Below are 14,562 nucleotides of genomic sequence, written 5' to 3'. Positions count from 1 at the left end.
TCGGTTGCGAGAATCGCCCGCTCGAGTGATATGCGCGGTGTGCGGTTGACGTGGTTCACGCGGTGCGTGGGGTCTGGTTCACGCGGTGCGTGGGGTCTGGTTCACGCGGTGCGTGGGGTCTGGCTCACGCGGTGCGTGGGGTCTGGGTTCACGTGTTGCGTGGGGTCTGGTTCACGCGGTGCGCGGGATGTGCTCGGCGCGACCGCGGATCCGGAACGCCGTGATCAGCTCGACGATCCCGACCACCACCAGCCACCATCCGGCGACCAGTACCAGGACGGCGATCGACGCGAACGGCGAGACGATCAGCACGATGCCGGCGAGGAAGGTGACGATCCCGAGGAAGATCTGCCAGCCGCGCGCGGGCACCGCCGGGTCATGGGCGGCCGCCACGGTCTGGGCGATCCCGCGGAACAGCCAGCCGATGCCGATCCACAGCGCGAGCAGCAGGATCGACTCCAGGACGCTCCGGAAGCAGAACAGCCCCAGCACGATCGACAGGGCGCCGCTGATGAACGCCAGGACGCGCAGCGAGGTGGCCCTGTGTGTACCGAAGGCGGATGCCACCTGGAGCACGCCGCTGACGATGAGGTAGACCCCGAAGAGGACTCCCGCGGCCAGCAGGGTCGGGCCCGGCCAGACGAGGACCAGGATCCCCAGGATCAGGGAGGCGACACCGGTGGCCAGGACGACCTGCCAGGCGCTGCGGGAGAGAAGGTGCAGGAGTCCCTCGAAGGGGGGTTCCATGCCGTCCGGTGGCGGCCTTCGCGCGTGCGGATCGTGCGAGGCGTGGACGTGACGGTCGTCGTACTCGGATTCCCAGGGGGAACCGCTCGGTGCGTCGGTCATGATCCATGCTGGGCGCGGGCCCGGCGAGCCCGCCACCCGGGTGGTCCGATCGACTGACCGTGACTACGCGCGCGCGGCCTTGGCGGCCTTCGCCGCCGCCTTCGTCTCCTGCTTGTGCGCCCGCACCTTCGCCAGCGAGTCGGGGCCGGTGATGTCGGCGACCGAACGGAAGGACTCCGCCTCGCCGTACGGGCCCGCGGCCTTGCGCCAGCCGCGGGGCCGCACGCCCAGCTGCTTGCCGAGCAGTGCGAGGAAGATCTGCGCCTTCTGCTTGCCGAACCCGGGCAGTTCCTGGAGCCGCTTCAGCAGCTCCGGCCCGCTGCCGGCGTCCTTCCAGAGGGCCTCGGCGTCCCCGTCGTAGTGCTCGACGAGATAGCGGCACAGCTGCTGGATGCGTCCCGCCATCGAGCCCGGGTAGCGGTGCACCGCGGGCTTCTCCGACAGCAGCGCGGCGAAGGCCTCCGGATCGTAGGCCGCGATCTCGTGCGCGTCGAGGTCGTCCGTGCCCAGCCGCCGCGCGAGGGTCCACGGCCCCTTGAACGCCCACTCCATCGGGATCTGCTGGTCCAGCAGCATCCCGATCAGCGCGGCGAGCGGACTGCGCCCGAGGAGCGCGTCGGCCTCGGGGTCCTGGGCGAGGTGAAGCGTGACGTCCATGTCCCGATGGTCGCCCCGCCGCACGGCTTCCGCACCCCTCGCGTACGATTCCGTGTCACTTGGGCAAGCCTCCTGCGCCGGCGCTTCGTCCCCGGCCCGGCCGTCGTCCTGACCGAGGCCGACCTCCCGGACGTGTACCTGCCCGAGAAGCGTGCAACGGCGGGCGTTCCTCGACCACGAAACCCCCGCGACAACGCGGCGAGATCCCATGCCGGGCGTCGCGAGCCGGTGAACCTTTCGGTCGCGGCATTAGCCTCCTGCCGTGACTCCTGACGACCTCATCGCGCACTACGGCCTCGAACCGATCCCGCGTGAGGGCGGGCGGTTCCGGCGGACCTGGGCGGGACCGGAGCGGCCCGACGGGCGCCCGGAAGGCACGGCGATCGTCGCCCTGCTGACCGCCGCCCCGGACGACTACTCGGCGCTGCACCGCCTCCCGGCCGACGAGATCTGGCACTTCTACCTCGGTGACCCGCTTCAGCTGCTGCTTCTCGCCCCGGACGGCAGCGCCCGCACGGCTCTTCTCGGACCGGATGCCCTCGGCGGCCAGCACGTTCAGCTCACTGTGCCCGCCGGTACCTGGATGGGCGGGCGGGTCGCGGGGGGCGGTGCGTGGACGCTCTTCGGGTGCACGATGGCGCCGGGATTCACGGACGAGGGCTACGAGCACGGCGACGCGGCAGCGCTGAGCGCCCGCTACCCCGCCGAGGCGGGCCGGATCGCGGGGCTGTGCCGGTCGTGAGCGGGCTGCTGGCGGGGCAGGTGGCCCTGGTGACCGGGGCCGGCGGCGGCATCGGACGCGGCATCGCGCTGCGGTTCGCCGAGGAGGGCGCGGCCGTCGCGGTCCACTGCCGTACCTCGGTGGAGGCGGCGCGGGAGGTGGCCGCGCGAATCTGCGGCACCGGTGGCCGGGCGGTCGTCCTGCGGGCCGAACTGACCGACGAGGACGCGTGCAGGCGCCTGGTGCTGGAGGCGGCCGAGTGGGGCGAGGGCCGGCTCACCGCGCTGGTCAACAACGCGGGGGTGCAGCCGACACGGGAACTGGACGCGATGACGGCCGCCGAGTGGCGGGCCGTGGTCGACGCCAACCTCTCGAGCGTGTTCGCGTGCACCCAGGCGGCGGCGGGGGTCATGCGGGAGATTGGCGGCGGCAGCGTCACCCACATCGCCTCGATCGAGGCCACGCACCCGGCGCCCCTGCACGCCCACTACTGCGCGTCCAAGGCCGCCGTCGTCATGCACGCCCGCTCGGCGGCCCTGGAGTACGGCCCGCACGGCATCCGCGTCAATACCGTCTCGCCCGGCCTGATCACTCGCGACGGCCTGGCCGAGGCCTGGCCGGAGGGCGTGCGGCGGTGGGAACGAGCCGTCCCCACGGGCCGGTTGGGACGCCCGGAGGACATCGGTGACGCCTGTGTGTTCCTGGCCTCCCCGCTCGCGTCCTGGATCACCGGCCACGACCTGGTGGTGGACGGCGGGGTGTCGGCCCGGCCCACGTGGTGACGCGTGATGGTGGACGGCAGGGTGTCGGCCCGGCCCACGTGGTGACGCGTGATGGTGGACGGCAGGGTGTCGGCCCGGCCCACGTGGCGACGCGGCCGGCGGTCATGATGGCGTGATTAGCGTTACGGACCTGCGGTGTTGCCCCGGCACTGAGCACGGAGCCCGCCGCGTGCGTACGTAACCGGACCCGGGAACAGCGGATACGGGAGACATGACGTGGGCGCAGGACGCGTGAGCGGGAGGAGCACAGGGGCGGGCACATGTCCCAGCGGGCTTCGGCATCTGGCCTTCCTGCTGGTCCTCGTCCCTCTGATGCTTCTCGCGGGGACCGGTACGGCGTCCGCGCACGCCGCGCTGAAGGGCATCGATCCGGCGGACGGCAGCGTGCTGAAGAAGACGCCCAAGGCGGTCACCCTCACCTTCACCGAGTCGGTCGGCCTGCTGGACAACTCCATCCGTGTCCTCGACCCGGGCAACCGCCGGGTGCACACGGGCAGGCAGGAACACGCCGACGGCCGGGCCGACACCGCGCGGGTCACGCTCCCGCACCTCGCCGACGGCACCTACATCGTGGCCTGGCGGGTGGTGTCGGCCGACAGTCATCCGGTGTCCGGCGCCCTCACGTTCTCCGTCGGCAAGCCCTCCGTGACGACCGCGGTCGTGCCGGGCGACGCGGCCCAGGACGCCGCCTCCGCCGCGCTCTACAACCTCGCCCGGTACGCCGCCTACGGTGGACTGGCCCTGCTGCTGGGCATCACCGCGTTCGCGATGGCGACCGGCGTGAGCGGGGCCAGCGGCCTGCTCGTGGGCGGCTGGTGGGCGCTGCTCGGTGCCACCAGCGCGCTGCTGCTGCTGCGTGGCCCGTACGAGCGGGGCAGCGGCCCGGCGGCGGCATTCGACCCCTCGGTCCTGCGGGACACGGTGACGAGCCGTCCGGGCCTCGCGCTGCTCGCGCGGCTGGTGCTGCTGGGGCTGGCGGCGGTGGTCGCCGGCCGGGCCGGTACGGCGCCGCGGGGCCGGCTGCGGTTCGCGATCGTGAGCGTGCTGTCGGTCGCCCTGGCTCTCACCTGGGTGGTGTCCGAGCACGCCGCCGCCGGGATCCAGGTGCCGGTGGCGATGACGTCGGCGGTGCTGCACCTGCTGGCGATGGCGGTGTGGCTGGGTGGCCTCGCGGCCCTGCTCACGGCGCTGTACCGGACGCCCGAGGACCTTCCGGCCCGCGCGGTGGCCCGTTTCTCGCGGCTGGCCTTCACCGCGGTGGCCGTGCTGGTCGCCACCGGCGTCTACCAGTCCTGGCGCGGCCTCGGCTCCCTCGACGCGCTGACCTCCACGGCGTACGGCAGGCTGCTGACCGCCAAGCTGGTCGCGGTGCTGTTCCTGCTGACGGCGGCGGCGTACTCGCGCCGCTGGACGGCGCTGCTCGCGGCGTCCGCGGCCGAGGTCCCGGTGCCGGAGCGGGTGCGGGAACTGGTGGCGGCCGGGACGGGACGGGCCCTGTCCGTGGCGCGTTACGAGGAGCCGGCGGGCACGGACCGGCAACCGGGCGCCGGGGGCACGGACGGCGACCCGGAGGCCGGGCCCACGGACCGGGACGGCGCCCGGGCGGACGGTGGCGGCGTACCGGCGGACACGGGCGGCGACGGCCTGCGCACGGACCGGAGCGCGGACGGCGCGCGCACGGACCGGGATGGGGAGGGCGCGCGCGCCGGTGCCATACCGGGGCGCCAGAGTGCGCCGGACCCCGGCCCGCACCGGCGCGCCCTGCGGCGCTCGGTGCTGGCGGAGATCACGGTCGGGGTCGTGGTGCTGGTGCTCACGACGCTGCTCACCGGTACGCAGCCGGGCCGGGCGGCGACGGAGGCGGCGGCCACCACGGCAGCGGCCGAACAGCCCCTTGGCTCCACCACGGTGCTTCCCTTCGACGTGGGCACGCCCGGCGGGCACGGCAAGGTACAGATCGAACTGAGCCCGGGCCGGGTGGGCGAGAACGCCGTCCAGGCGGTCATCTACGGGCCGGACGGCGGCATCGCCACCGTTCCCGAACTGCGCCTGGCCTTCACGTTCAAGGCGCGTGGCCTCGGTCCCCTGGACGCGAGGCTCACCGACCGGGGCGGCTACTGGGCCGCGGACGCGCTGAATCTCCCGCTGCCGGGGGTCTGGACCATGAAGGCGACCATCCGCACGACCGACGTCGACCAGGTGACCGTGTCGAAGTCGGTGAGGATCGGCTGACGAAAACTGGACACCACAGCCGAACCTGATGAGCCGCCAGATGTGCGCGGGTGAACGGAAGTGTTCGGTTCCCGGAGCTTCTGCTGTGCCTCTGGGCTTTGATGACGCCATGTCGGATACCGGGCGGCGCCGGTCTGGTACTCGCTCCCGTGGCCTTGTCGTTAGCAGAAATGATCAAGGTCGTGTCGATTACGTTTCCAAAACGGCCGTGAACAGCTCTTGACGCATCACCGGACTACGAGTGGGATGACGCCCACGATGTTCGGTCAAGTTGGTTTCTGATTGATTCTGACCCGCTCGCAGAGGCCAGCCTGACCGACCCTGCCCCCAGGAGCCGTCATGCACCGCACTCCGTCCGGTCCCTCTCTCCCGAGCCCGAGCCGCCGCTCCCTGCTGCGCGGCATCGGTGGTGCCGCCGTCCTCACCGGCGCGGGCATACCCCTGCTGAGCGCCTGCGGCGGCAGTGCCGGATCCGGGGATCCGAAGACCGTCACACTCGGTTCCAACGCCTCGGACGCCGTGCCGAAGAAGGCGTTCGCCGAGATCTACACGGCCTTCAAGAAGAAGTCCGGGATCACGGTCGATGTGAACACCAAGGACCACAACACGTTCCAGGAGCAGATCAACTCCTACCTCCAGGGAACGCCCGACGACGTGTTCAACTGGTTCGCCGGCTACCGCATGCAGTTCTTCGCCGCGAAGAAGCTCGCCTCCCCCATCGACGACGTGTGGCAGACCATCGGGGGCAACTTCCCCGACGCGATGAAGGCCCTGAGCAAGGGCGAGGACGGCAAGTACTACTTCGTGCCGCTGTACACGTACCCCTGGGCGGTCTTCTACCGGAAGAGCGTGTTCCAGCAGCATGGGTACGAAATCCCCACCACCTGGGACAAGTTCATCGCGCTGTGCAAGCAGATGAAGAAGGACGGACTGATCCCGCTCGCCTTCGGCGACAAGGACGCCTGGCCCGCGCTCGGCACCTTCGACCAGATCAACTTCCGTACCAACGGCTACGACTTCCACGTCCAGCTGATGGCGGGCAAGGCCTCCTGGACCGACGCCAAGGTCCGCAAGGCCTTCGACAACTGGGCCGAGATCCTCCCCTACCACCAGGACGGTGCCATCGGCCGTACCTGGCAGGACGCCGCGCAGACCCTGGTGTCGAAGAAGGCGGGCATGTACCTGCTCGGCTCCTTCGTGGCGCAGCAGTTCACCGACAAGGCCGACCTGGACGACCTCGACTTCTTCGCCTTCCCCGAGATCGACCCGTCCATCGGGCAGGACACCGTCGAGGCTCCCACCGACGGCTTCATGGTGAGCAAGGCACCGAAGAACCACGCCGGCGTCGTCAAGCTCCTGGAGTTCCTGGGTACTCCGGAGGCCGAGCAGATCTACCTCACGTCCGACCCGAGCATGGTCGCCGCCTCCAGCAAGGCCGACACCTCCTCGTACACCGCCCTTCAGAAGAAGGCGTACGAGATGATCTCCGGGGCCAAGCACCTCACCCAGTACATGGACCGCGACAGCCGGCCCGACTTCACCTCCACGGTGATGCAGCCCGCGATGCAGACGTTCATCCGCAACCCCAAGGGCATCGACAGTCTGCTCTCGTCCATCGAGCGCCAGAAGAAGACGATCTTCGCGTCGGCATGAGCACCGAGACCAGCACCCAGAACCCGGAGACGGCCGCCACGCCGCCTCCGGGCGGCGCCCCCGCGCAGAAGCAGCGCGTCCAGCAGGGCCACCGCCGCCTGCTCACCCGCCGCGACCGGCTCACCCTGGGCCTGATGGCGGGGGTCCCGACGGTCCTGCACGTCGCACTCGTGTGGCTCACGGCCCTCGCCTCCATCGCCCTGGCCTTCACGACCTGGGACGGCATCGGCTTCGACTCGATCACATGGGTCGGCCTGGACAACTTCAAGGAACTGTTCAGCAACAACCCCCAGTTCTGGCCCGCCGTCCAGCACAACGTCGTCTGGTTCGTCGTCCTGATCCTGATCCCCACCCCGCTCGGCCTCTTCCTGGCCGTGCAACTGGACAAGAAGATCCGGTTCAGCAGGGTCTACCAGACCGCCTTCTTCCTGCCCGTGGTGGTGTCCTTCGCGGTCATCGGATTCGTCTGGCAGCTCGTCTACAACCCCGACACGGGCCTGATCAACAGCGTGATCGGGGCGAACAAGCCCGGCCACTACATCGACTGGATCGGCGACCCGGACCTCAACCTGTGGGCCGTCCTCATCGCCGCCTCCTGGCGGCACACCGGCTACATGATGATCCTCTACCTGGCCGGTCTGAAGGGCGTGGATCCGTCGCTGCGGGAGGCGTCGGCCCTGGACGGCGCCAATGAGTGGCAGACGTTCAAGAACGTCATCTTCCCGACCCTGCGTCCCACCAACACCATCGTCCTGGTGGTCACGATCATCGAGTCGCTGCGCGCCTTCGACCTGGTGTTCGTCTTCAACGGCGGGGCGCACGGCACCGAACTGCTGTCGATCCTGGTGACCAACAACATCATCGGTGAGTCCAGCCGCATCGGGTACGGGTCGGCGATCGCGGTGGTCCTGCTGCTGATCTCGCTCGGCGTGATCATCCCCTACCTGGTGAGCACCTTCCGGAAGGAGCGCCGATCGTGAGCACCGTGACCGTGGCGAAGCGGCGGGCACCCATCCGTCCGGCCCGGGTGCTGCTGCACGTCTTCCTCGCCGGGACGGCACTCGCCTGGCTGGCGCCGCTGCTGTGGGCGGTGTACGCGGCGCTGCGGCCGTACTCGGAGACCAGCACCAAGGGCTATGTGTCCTGGCCGGGCAAGCTGAGCCTCGACAACTTCACCCACGCGTTCCAGCAGTCGGACATGACGCACTACTTCATGAACACGCTGCTGATCGCGGTACCGGCGGTGCTGCTGACCCTGTTCCTGTCGTCCTGCGTCGCCTTCTACGTCAGCCGCTTCGACTTCCGCCTCAACCTGGCCCTGCTGCTGGTCTTCACGGCGGGCAACCTGCTGCCGCAGCAGGTCATCATCACCCCGCTGTACCGGCTGTACCTGCTCGTCGACCTGCCCGGCATCACGGTCAGCGGCAAGCTGTACGACTCCGCGCTCGGTCTGGTGCTCATCCATGTGGCGTTCCAGTCCGGCTTCTGCGCCTTCGTGCTCAGCAACTACATGCGGATGCTGCCGCACGAACTGACCGAGGCCGCGCTGGTCGACGGCGCGTCGGTGTGGCGTACGTACTGGCAGATCGTGCTCCCGCTGTGTCGCCCCGCCATGGCGGCCCTCGCCACCCTGCTGTCCATCTGGATCTACAACGACTTCTTCTGGGCCATCGTCCTGATCTCCACCGGCGAGAACATGCCGATCACCTCCGCCCTGAAGAATCTGTCCGGGCAGTACTTCACCGACCCGAACCTGGTCGCCGCGGGAGCCCTGCTCACGGCGATCCCCACGCTGATCGTGTACTTCGCGTTGCAGCGTCAGTTCGTGAGCGGCCTGACCCTGGGCGCCAACAAGGGCTGACCCGGGCGGTACGGCCGGGGGGAGGTGGCAGCAAGGTCGTCCAACGGCCCTCGCGCCGACAAGTCGTCCGCTTCACGGCCGTCGCCTCGGTGACGCTCGCGGTCGCCGCGCTCGTACCGGTCCTGGTGGTCCTCCTGGGCTGAGAGCCAGGCCGAGCGGGCGCGGAGGCAGCCGGCCGGGCGCGCACGTCACGGCGCCGCCCGGCTCACAGGGTCGCGTTGCCGAGTTGTTCACCGAACTGTTCGAGGAGAGCGTCGACCGGTCCGTCCGCGGCGGCGGACGCGCTGTCCTCGAGAGACAGCTCCGCCCAGATGACCTTGCCGCGGCTGGTGTACCGCGTCCCCCACCGCTGGGCGAACTGCGCCACGAGGAACATCCCGCGCCCGCCCTCGTCCGTGGTCGCCGCCCGCCGCAGACGCGGCGAGGTGCTGCTGCCGTCCGCCACCTCGCAGATCAGACAGCGCGCGTACAGCAGCCGTACCCTGACCGGCGGCGAACCGTACCGGATCGCGTTGGTGACCAACTCGCTGAGGATCAGCTCGGCGGTGAACCCGGTCTCCTCCAGCCCCCACTGCCGCAGCTTCTGCCGGCACCGTGCCCGCACCGAGGGCACCACCGCAGGGTCCGACGGCACGTCCCACTCATCCACGCACGAGGGCGGGAACAGCCGGGTACGCGCCACCAGCAGGGCGATGTCGTCGGAAGGGTGGGCCGGCTTGACGGCATCGAGCACCGCTTGGCACGCCTCCTCCGGAGTGCGCCCCCCGACCCCGGCCAGGGCCTGGGACAGCTCTTCCACCCCGGCGTCGATGTCCCGGTCGCGGTCCCCCACCAGGCCGTCGGTGTACAGCACCAGTTCCGACCCCTCGGCCAGACGCACCTGTGCCGTCTCGAAGGGGTAGCCCCCCAGCCCGAGCGGTGCCGAGGCCGGCACATCGGGACAGCTGACGGCCCCGTCCGGGGAGACCACCAGCGGGTCGGGGTGCCCGGCACGGGCCATCGTGCACAACCCCGTCACCGGGTCGTAGATCCCGTACAGGCAGGTCGCACCCGTCACCCCCTCCCCCTCGTGGCCGTCCGCGGCGCCGTCGACGCGCTCCTCGCTGTCCATGCGCCCGACCAGGTCGTCCAGGTTCCCGAGCACCTCGTCCACGGGGAGGTCCAGCGTGGAGAAGTTGTGCACCGCGGTGCGCAGCCGCCCCATCGTCGCCGCCGCGTGCAGCCCGTGACCGACGACGTCCCCCATCACCAGCGCCACACGTGCGCCGGACAGCGGAATGACGTCGAACCAGTCCCCGCCGACTCCCGCCTCCGCCGGCAGATACCGCCAGGCCACCTCGAGCGCGTCCTGGTCCGGCTGCCCGCGCGGCAGCAGGCTGCGCTGCAACGTCACCGCCATCGCGTGCTCCCGGGTGAACCTGCGGGCGTTGTCGATCGCCACCGCCGCCCGCGCGGCCAGCTCCTCCGCGAAGGACAGGTCCTCCGGCTCGAAGGGCGGGGAGTCTCCCGTCCGGTAGAAGTTCGCCACGCCCAGCGGCACGTTCCGGGCCTGAAGCGGCACGGCCACCAGCGAATGCATCCCGCGTTTCAGGGCCTCTCGGGTGCGCTCCGGATCCTGCTCCTGCCAGCCGGGCGCCTGCCGCAGGTCCGGCTCCAGCACCCCCCGGCCCTGCTGCAACGTCTTCATCTGCGGTGTCTTCGGCAGGAACGTGATCAGTTCGCCGACCGGATACACCGGCATCGTCCCGACCTCGCCGCCGATCGCCGCGCGCCGCAGACGCCGCCATCCCTCGGCCGTCGGCTCGAACCCCCGCAGCACCGAATCCAGCAGGTCCACCGTGACGACGTCGGCGAACCGGGGCACCGCCACCTCGGTCAACTCCTCCGCGGTGCGCACCACATCCAGGGTCGTGCCGATCCGCAGACCGGCCTCATACAGCAGTTTGAGCCGCTCCCGCGCCACCTCGGCCCGCCCCGAGACGGCCGCCAGCTCCGTGGTGTCCCGCAACGTCACCACGCCGCCGCCCGGCTTCCCGCCCGGGAACGTGGGCCGCTTGTTGACCGCCAGCAGCCGGTCCTCCACCAGCCGCACCTCGTCGGTGACCGTCTCCGGCGACGTGAGCAGACGGGTGAGCTGCTCGGGAAGCCCCAGTTCCTGCACGAGGCGCCCCGCTGCGTCCTCCGGCAGGCCCAGCAGCCGCCGCGCCTCGTCGTTGGCGAGCAGCAGCCGCCCCTCGGCGTCGGTGATCAGCACGCCTTCCCGCACGGAGTGCAGGACCGCGTCGTGGTGCTCGTACAACCGGGCAAGCTCCGCCGGGCCCAGGCCGTGGGTCTGCTGGCGCAGCCGCCGGGCCGCCAGCACGCTCGCGAGCGTGACCACCACGAGCCCGCCCGCGCCGACCCCCAGGACGATCGGGAGCTGCGGCATCCACAGCCGGGCCACGTTCTTGACCGTGAGCCCGGCCGAGATGACCCCCACGACCTTCCCCTGCGCGTCGGTCACCGGGACCACTGCTTGTACGGCCGTTCCCCCGCCCGATGGCAGGGGTGGGCCGCCCGCCTGTTCGATGACGGTACGGCCCTGGAGCGCGGGCCGGATGTCGCCGACGAACTTGTCCCCGATCTCCCGCGGGAAGGGGTACGTGTAACGGGTCCCCTGGGTGCTCACGGCCACGACGAAGTCGACGCCCGCCCTCTTCCGGGCCGCCTCGGTCCTCGGTTGGAGGACCGCGGTCGGGTCAGGGCTGCGGAACGCCTCAGCCACGCCGGGAGCGCTCGCGAACGACTGCGCCGCGACGACCGACTCCCGCCGCCCCTGCTGTACCGCGTCCCGGGCCGCCTGCATCACCACGGCCGCCACCGCGGCCAGGATCAGCAGCAGCACGATCACGAACTGGACGAGGAAGGCCTGCCCGGCCGCACTGTGCAGGTTCAGCAGGGAGGCGCGTCGACCAGCGCGCGCCCGGTGGGCAGCAGACACGACGGGCTCCGATGTCGCGGAAGTACACCTCCATGGTCCCCTCATAAGGGTGCCCGGCAAAAGGGATCAAACCACCCGAAACAGGCCCACCAGCCCGCCCCGCCATCCCCGGCGGCCCCGTCCGACGGGCAGGCCCGGGACGCGGCGGCGATCTCCTCGGGGCGGTAGGAGCACGGACGTCACTCGGCGACCGTGCGAGTGCGTCCCCCGACGAGGCCCGAGCCGGCGGTGGAAAAGGCCCTCACCATGCCAGTGATCACGAAGCGAGACGCCAGTCGTCTCCTCCCCATCTGCCGGTCGCCGCGCACGGCCGGGGACAGGGCTTCGCAGCGAAGTACGTAGACGCGCAGTGGCCGCTGCCTGCGCTCTCGCCCTGCCCAGGCCGCCGTGCTGGTGAGGCAGGTCGCCGAGGCGGCGCAGGCGCTCCACGGCAGGGGTGGCGGGCGGCCGCGGGGAGCGCCTTTGCCCCCTATCGGGGCCGGTGGAAGAACGGAACGTTTCACAGATGGCCGCCGGATGAACTTGATCGGGAGGGTTACGGCATCCCTGGCGACACTCGGCTAGCACTTGTCACCCTGGGCTCCCGGTCGACCACTTGGCATGGCAACGGAATTCGGGGGAATCCGCGGTGAGCCTCGGCATACAATGGGATTTCAACACCATCGTCGCGATCCTCAGCATCGCGATTCCCCTCGCCGCGTTCTTCTGGGAGTTCGGCGTCGTCGGCCGCAAGCGGCTCGGCTACCGCGTGCAGATGGACACGCGCACTTCGGGTGTGGCCCATGCACCGCACGCGGGGGTGCTCGCCGCCATGGGGGACGCGCCTGATGGGTTGAGCAACCCGTCGTTCGTGCTGCTGCGGGTCGAGAACGCCGGTCAGACCTCGATCGGAACGGCGGACTATCTGACGCCCGACACCGTGGACTACGGCATCTGGGTCACGTTCCCGGGGCGCGAGGTCAAGGGAATGGTGGTGACCCAGGCCAATGAGCAGGTGCGGACCTTCTTCGGCAGGGGAGCGCCGGGTTTCGCCTTCGGTGACGTGCCGGGGGAGAACGCCGGCCGGGTCTGGCTGCCCAAGGTGAAGCTGGAGCGCGGCGACGAGTACAAGATCCTGGTCGTGCTGGACGACCGCGCCGCGGCCCGGGTCGAGATCGGGAAGCCGGTCATCCACGGCCGGGTCAGCGGCGACCGCCACCGCAGCCGCGACAGCAGCCGCGTCCGCTGGTACGACCGGCGCCTCTTCCGGCTGATCGGGATCTCCTGGCTGGCGGCGAAGCTCCTGCGGCTCCGGTTGAAGGAGACCGAGAGCCACCTGTTCGCTTCGCAGTCCGCCTGGATAGGCATCTGTCTGCTGGCGCTGGCGGTGGTCGCCCAGAGTGTCACGCTGTTCCTGCCCGCGGACCGGCGCCCGCTGGACTGCGTAGAAGGCACCCTGCACCTGCACGGCTCCACGGCCTTCGCGCGTGCCGTGGAGGCTGCCGCCGAGGACTACCTCAACCGGTGCAAAGGGGCGAACGTGTCGATTCCCCTTGAGGACACCCCCTTCAAGGGCAGCACCGAAGGGGTCACCGAACTCGACGAGGCCGGCCGGAAGGCCAAGATCCCGGTCGGTGACGGTCTCGGCGACCACCTTGCCTTCACCGACGGCCTCGCCTCCGGCGGCCACCCCCGGCTGATCCCCAGGCCCGTCGCGTTCTCCGTGTTCAGCATCGTCGTCAACAAGGACGCGGGTGTGGAGAACCTGAAACTGGACCAGGTCCGCGACATCTACGCTGGCCGGGTGAAGAAGTGGTCCGACATCGGCGGCAATCCGGTCCCCGTCCACCTCATCAACCGGGACCCCGGCTCGGGCACCCGCAGCACCCTCGTCCGCAAGGTCCTGGACGGCCGCGAACCGCCCCAGTTCACCGAGACCGACTGCGCGGCCATGGACCCGAAGCGGTACGGCCGCTGCGAGGTCAGCAGCACGGACACCATGCTGGACAGGACCGTCTCGACCCCCGGCGGCATCGGCTACAGCGAGGCCGCAGGCGTCGACGGACACGATGCGGCCGGCAGCCTCGTCAAGGTGACGATCGACGGCAAGAAGCCGACGGCCGAAGGGGTCGAGGGCTCCAACTACCCCTATTGGCAGACCGAATTCGCCTACACCTACGGCGAGGCCCCGGCCGGGTCCGTCGCCGCGGCCTTCCTGAACTTCCTCACCCAGCAGAGCGGCCGTGACATCCTGCGCGACCACGGCCACGGCCTCTGCTCCGAGGCGCACAACTCGGGGGAGTGCCGCCCGGTCTGACCCCCACCGCACACCCGTCCCCGCGCTATGTCCTCCCGCGGGACGCGACGCGGCGAGATCAAGCCAAAACGGCCGCTCGTCCACCGCAGAGGCATATCGCAAAAGCGCCATGGGCATGGCAAATGTGCATGCTGGTCACTGCTTTTGACGGGGGTGGGGAGAAGGTGGCTGAGTGCCCAGGCGAAAGGAACGGGTGCTTCGAGAACAGGGCACTGCATCCCCGAGCTGCTTCTCACCTGGGACTTCCTGAGCCGATGGGGCGCAAAGATCTCAGTCCGCAGCGGCACCATGGCACGTATGCGCTCGCGGGCCTCGTCGGGCTGTTCACGCTCATTGCTCTTAGCGAGGGTCTGCAACACGCTTCGGCATGGGGCGCACTGGGAGTAGGCCTCTTCCTGGGGCTAGGGCCTGTACGGAGTCGTGATCAGTGACTTGGCTGAAGGCTGCGGATCCAGATGACGGCGCCTCGTAAGTGGAGTCCGGCAAGGTAGCTCTCGGGGGTCTTGTCATAGCGGGTGGCAATGCCGCGCC

10 protein-coding genes are annotated in these 14,562 nt (G+C 70.3%); 7 read left to right on the top strand and 3 right to left on the bottom strand.

Translation table 11 applies throughout. The features are described from left to right. Positions 1 to 171 precede the first annotated feature (171 nt). Positions 172 to 849 carry an HdeD family acid-resistance protein gene (locus ABZ823_RS04875; protein WP_361653712.1) on the bottom strand — a complete coding sequence of 226 codons (678 nt, stop codon included), beginning with the start codon at positions 847 to 849 and terminating at the stop codon, positions 172 to 174. A 63-nt stretch (positions 850 to 912) separates the two neighbouring features. Beyond that, a complete protein-coding gene (locus ABZ823_RS04870; protein WP_361653710.1) occupies positions 913 to 1,506 on the bottom strand; it encodes an HhH-GPD-type base excision DNA repair protein in 594 nt (197 codons plus the stop codon). A 262-nt stretch (positions 1,507 to 1,768) separates the two neighbouring features. On the opposite strand from ABZ823_RS04870, the gene ABZ823_RS04865 reads away from it, so the two are divergent. The 6 genes from ABZ823_RS04865 to ABZ823_RS04840 all read left to right on the top strand — a co-directional run bounded on the left by ABZ823_RS04865 (position 1,769) and on the right by ABZ823_RS04840 (position 8,755). Then, a complete protein-coding gene (locus ABZ823_RS04865) occupies positions 1,769 to 2,248 on the top strand; it encodes a cupin domain-containing protein (RefSeq protein WP_361653708.1) in 480 nt (159 codons plus the stop codon). Further along, positions 2,236 to 3,009, top strand: coding sequence for an SDR family NAD(P)-dependent oxidoreductase (locus ABZ823_RS04860; RefSeq protein ID WP_361653706.1), 774 nt, complete (start codon positions 2,236 to 2,238; stop codon positions 3,007 to 3,009). Before ABZ823_RS04865 ends, ABZ823_RS04860 begins: the two co-directional genes overlap by 13 nt. A 312-nt stretch (positions 3,010 to 3,321) precedes the next feature. Beyond that, complete coding sequence (locus tag ABZ823_RS04855) at positions 3,322 to 5,241, top strand: copper resistance protein CopC (RefSeq protein ID WP_361654728.1); 1,920 nt, start codon at positions 3,322 to 3,324, stop codon at positions 5,239 to 5,241. 339 nt (positions 5,242 to 5,580) lie between these two features. Further along, complete coding sequence (locus tag ABZ823_RS04850) at positions 5,581 to 6,894, top strand: ABC transporter substrate-binding protein (protein WP_361653704.1); 1,314 nt, start codon at positions 5,581 to 5,583, stop codon at positions 6,892 to 6,894. Continuing rightward, entirely contained in the window at positions 6,891 to 7,874 is a 984-nt protein-coding gene (locus ABZ823_RS04845) for a sugar ABC transporter permease (RefSeq protein ID WP_361653702.1), read from the top strand. Before ABZ823_RS04850 ends, ABZ823_RS04845 begins: the two co-directional genes overlap by 4 nt. Next, entirely contained in the window at positions 7,871 to 8,755 is an 885-nt protein-coding gene (locus ABZ823_RS04840) for a carbohydrate ABC transporter permease (protein ID WP_361653700.1), read from the top strand. The genes ABZ823_RS04845 and ABZ823_RS04840 overlap by 4 nt, the downstream gene beginning before the upstream one ends. A gap of 205 nt (positions 8,756 to 8,960) precedes the next feature. Here the strand turns inward: ABZ823_RS04840 and ABZ823_RS04835 are convergent, their stop codons facing one another. Next, positions 8,961 to 11,600 carry a SpoIIE family protein phosphatase gene (locus ABZ823_RS04835; RefSeq protein ID WP_361654726.1) on the bottom strand — a complete coding sequence of 880 codons (2,640 nt, stop codon included), beginning with the start codon at positions 11,598 to 11,600 and terminating at the stop codon, positions 8,961 to 8,963. Between the two features lie 763 nt (positions 11,601 to 12,363). On the opposite strand from ABZ823_RS04835, the gene ABZ823_RS04830 reads away from it, so the two are divergent. Then, positions 12,364 to 14,031 (top strand): substrate-binding domain-containing protein, encoded by a 1,668-nt coding sequence (locus ABZ823_RS04830; RefSeq protein ID WP_361653698.1) that lies wholly within the window; start codon positions 12,364 to 12,366, stop codon positions 14,029 to 14,031. Positions 14,032 to 14,562 lie beyond the last annotated feature (531 nt).

Origin of the sequence: Streptomyces sp. NPDC047079, assembly GCF_040643755.1 — a bacterium.
Taxonomy (GTDB): Bacteria; Actinomycetota; Actinomycetes; order Streptomycetales; family Streptomycetaceae; genus Streptomyces.
The sequence above is the reverse complement of the archived record's forward strand: the minus strand, read 5'-3'. Positions and strand labels throughout refer to the sequence as shown.

Coding starts and splice junctions, on each gene's coding strand:
- ABZ823_RS04845 (WP_361653702.1), top strand. CDS start 6,891: ATGAGCACCGAGACCAGCACCCAGAACCCGGAGACGGCCGCCACGCCG.
- ABZ823_RS04850 (WP_361653704.1), top strand. CDS start 5,581: ATGCACCGCACTCCGTCCGGTCCCTCTCTCCCGAGCCCGAGCCGCCGC.
- ABZ823_RS04875 (WP_361653712.1), bottom strand. CDS start 849: ATGACCGACGCACCGAGCGGTTCCCCCTGGGAATCCGAGTACGACGAC.
- ABZ823_RS04835 (WP_361654726.1), bottom strand. CDS start 11,600: ATGCAGGCGGCCCGGGACGCGGTACAGCAGGGGCGGCGGGAGTCGGTC.
- ABZ823_RS04870 (WP_361653710.1), bottom strand. CDS start 1,506: ATGGACGTCACGCTTCACCTCGCCCAGGACCCCGAGGCCGACGCGCTC.
- ABZ823_RS04855 (WP_361654728.1), top strand. CDS start 3,322: ATGCTTCTCGCGGGGACCGGTACGGCGTCCGCGCACGCCGCGCTGAAG.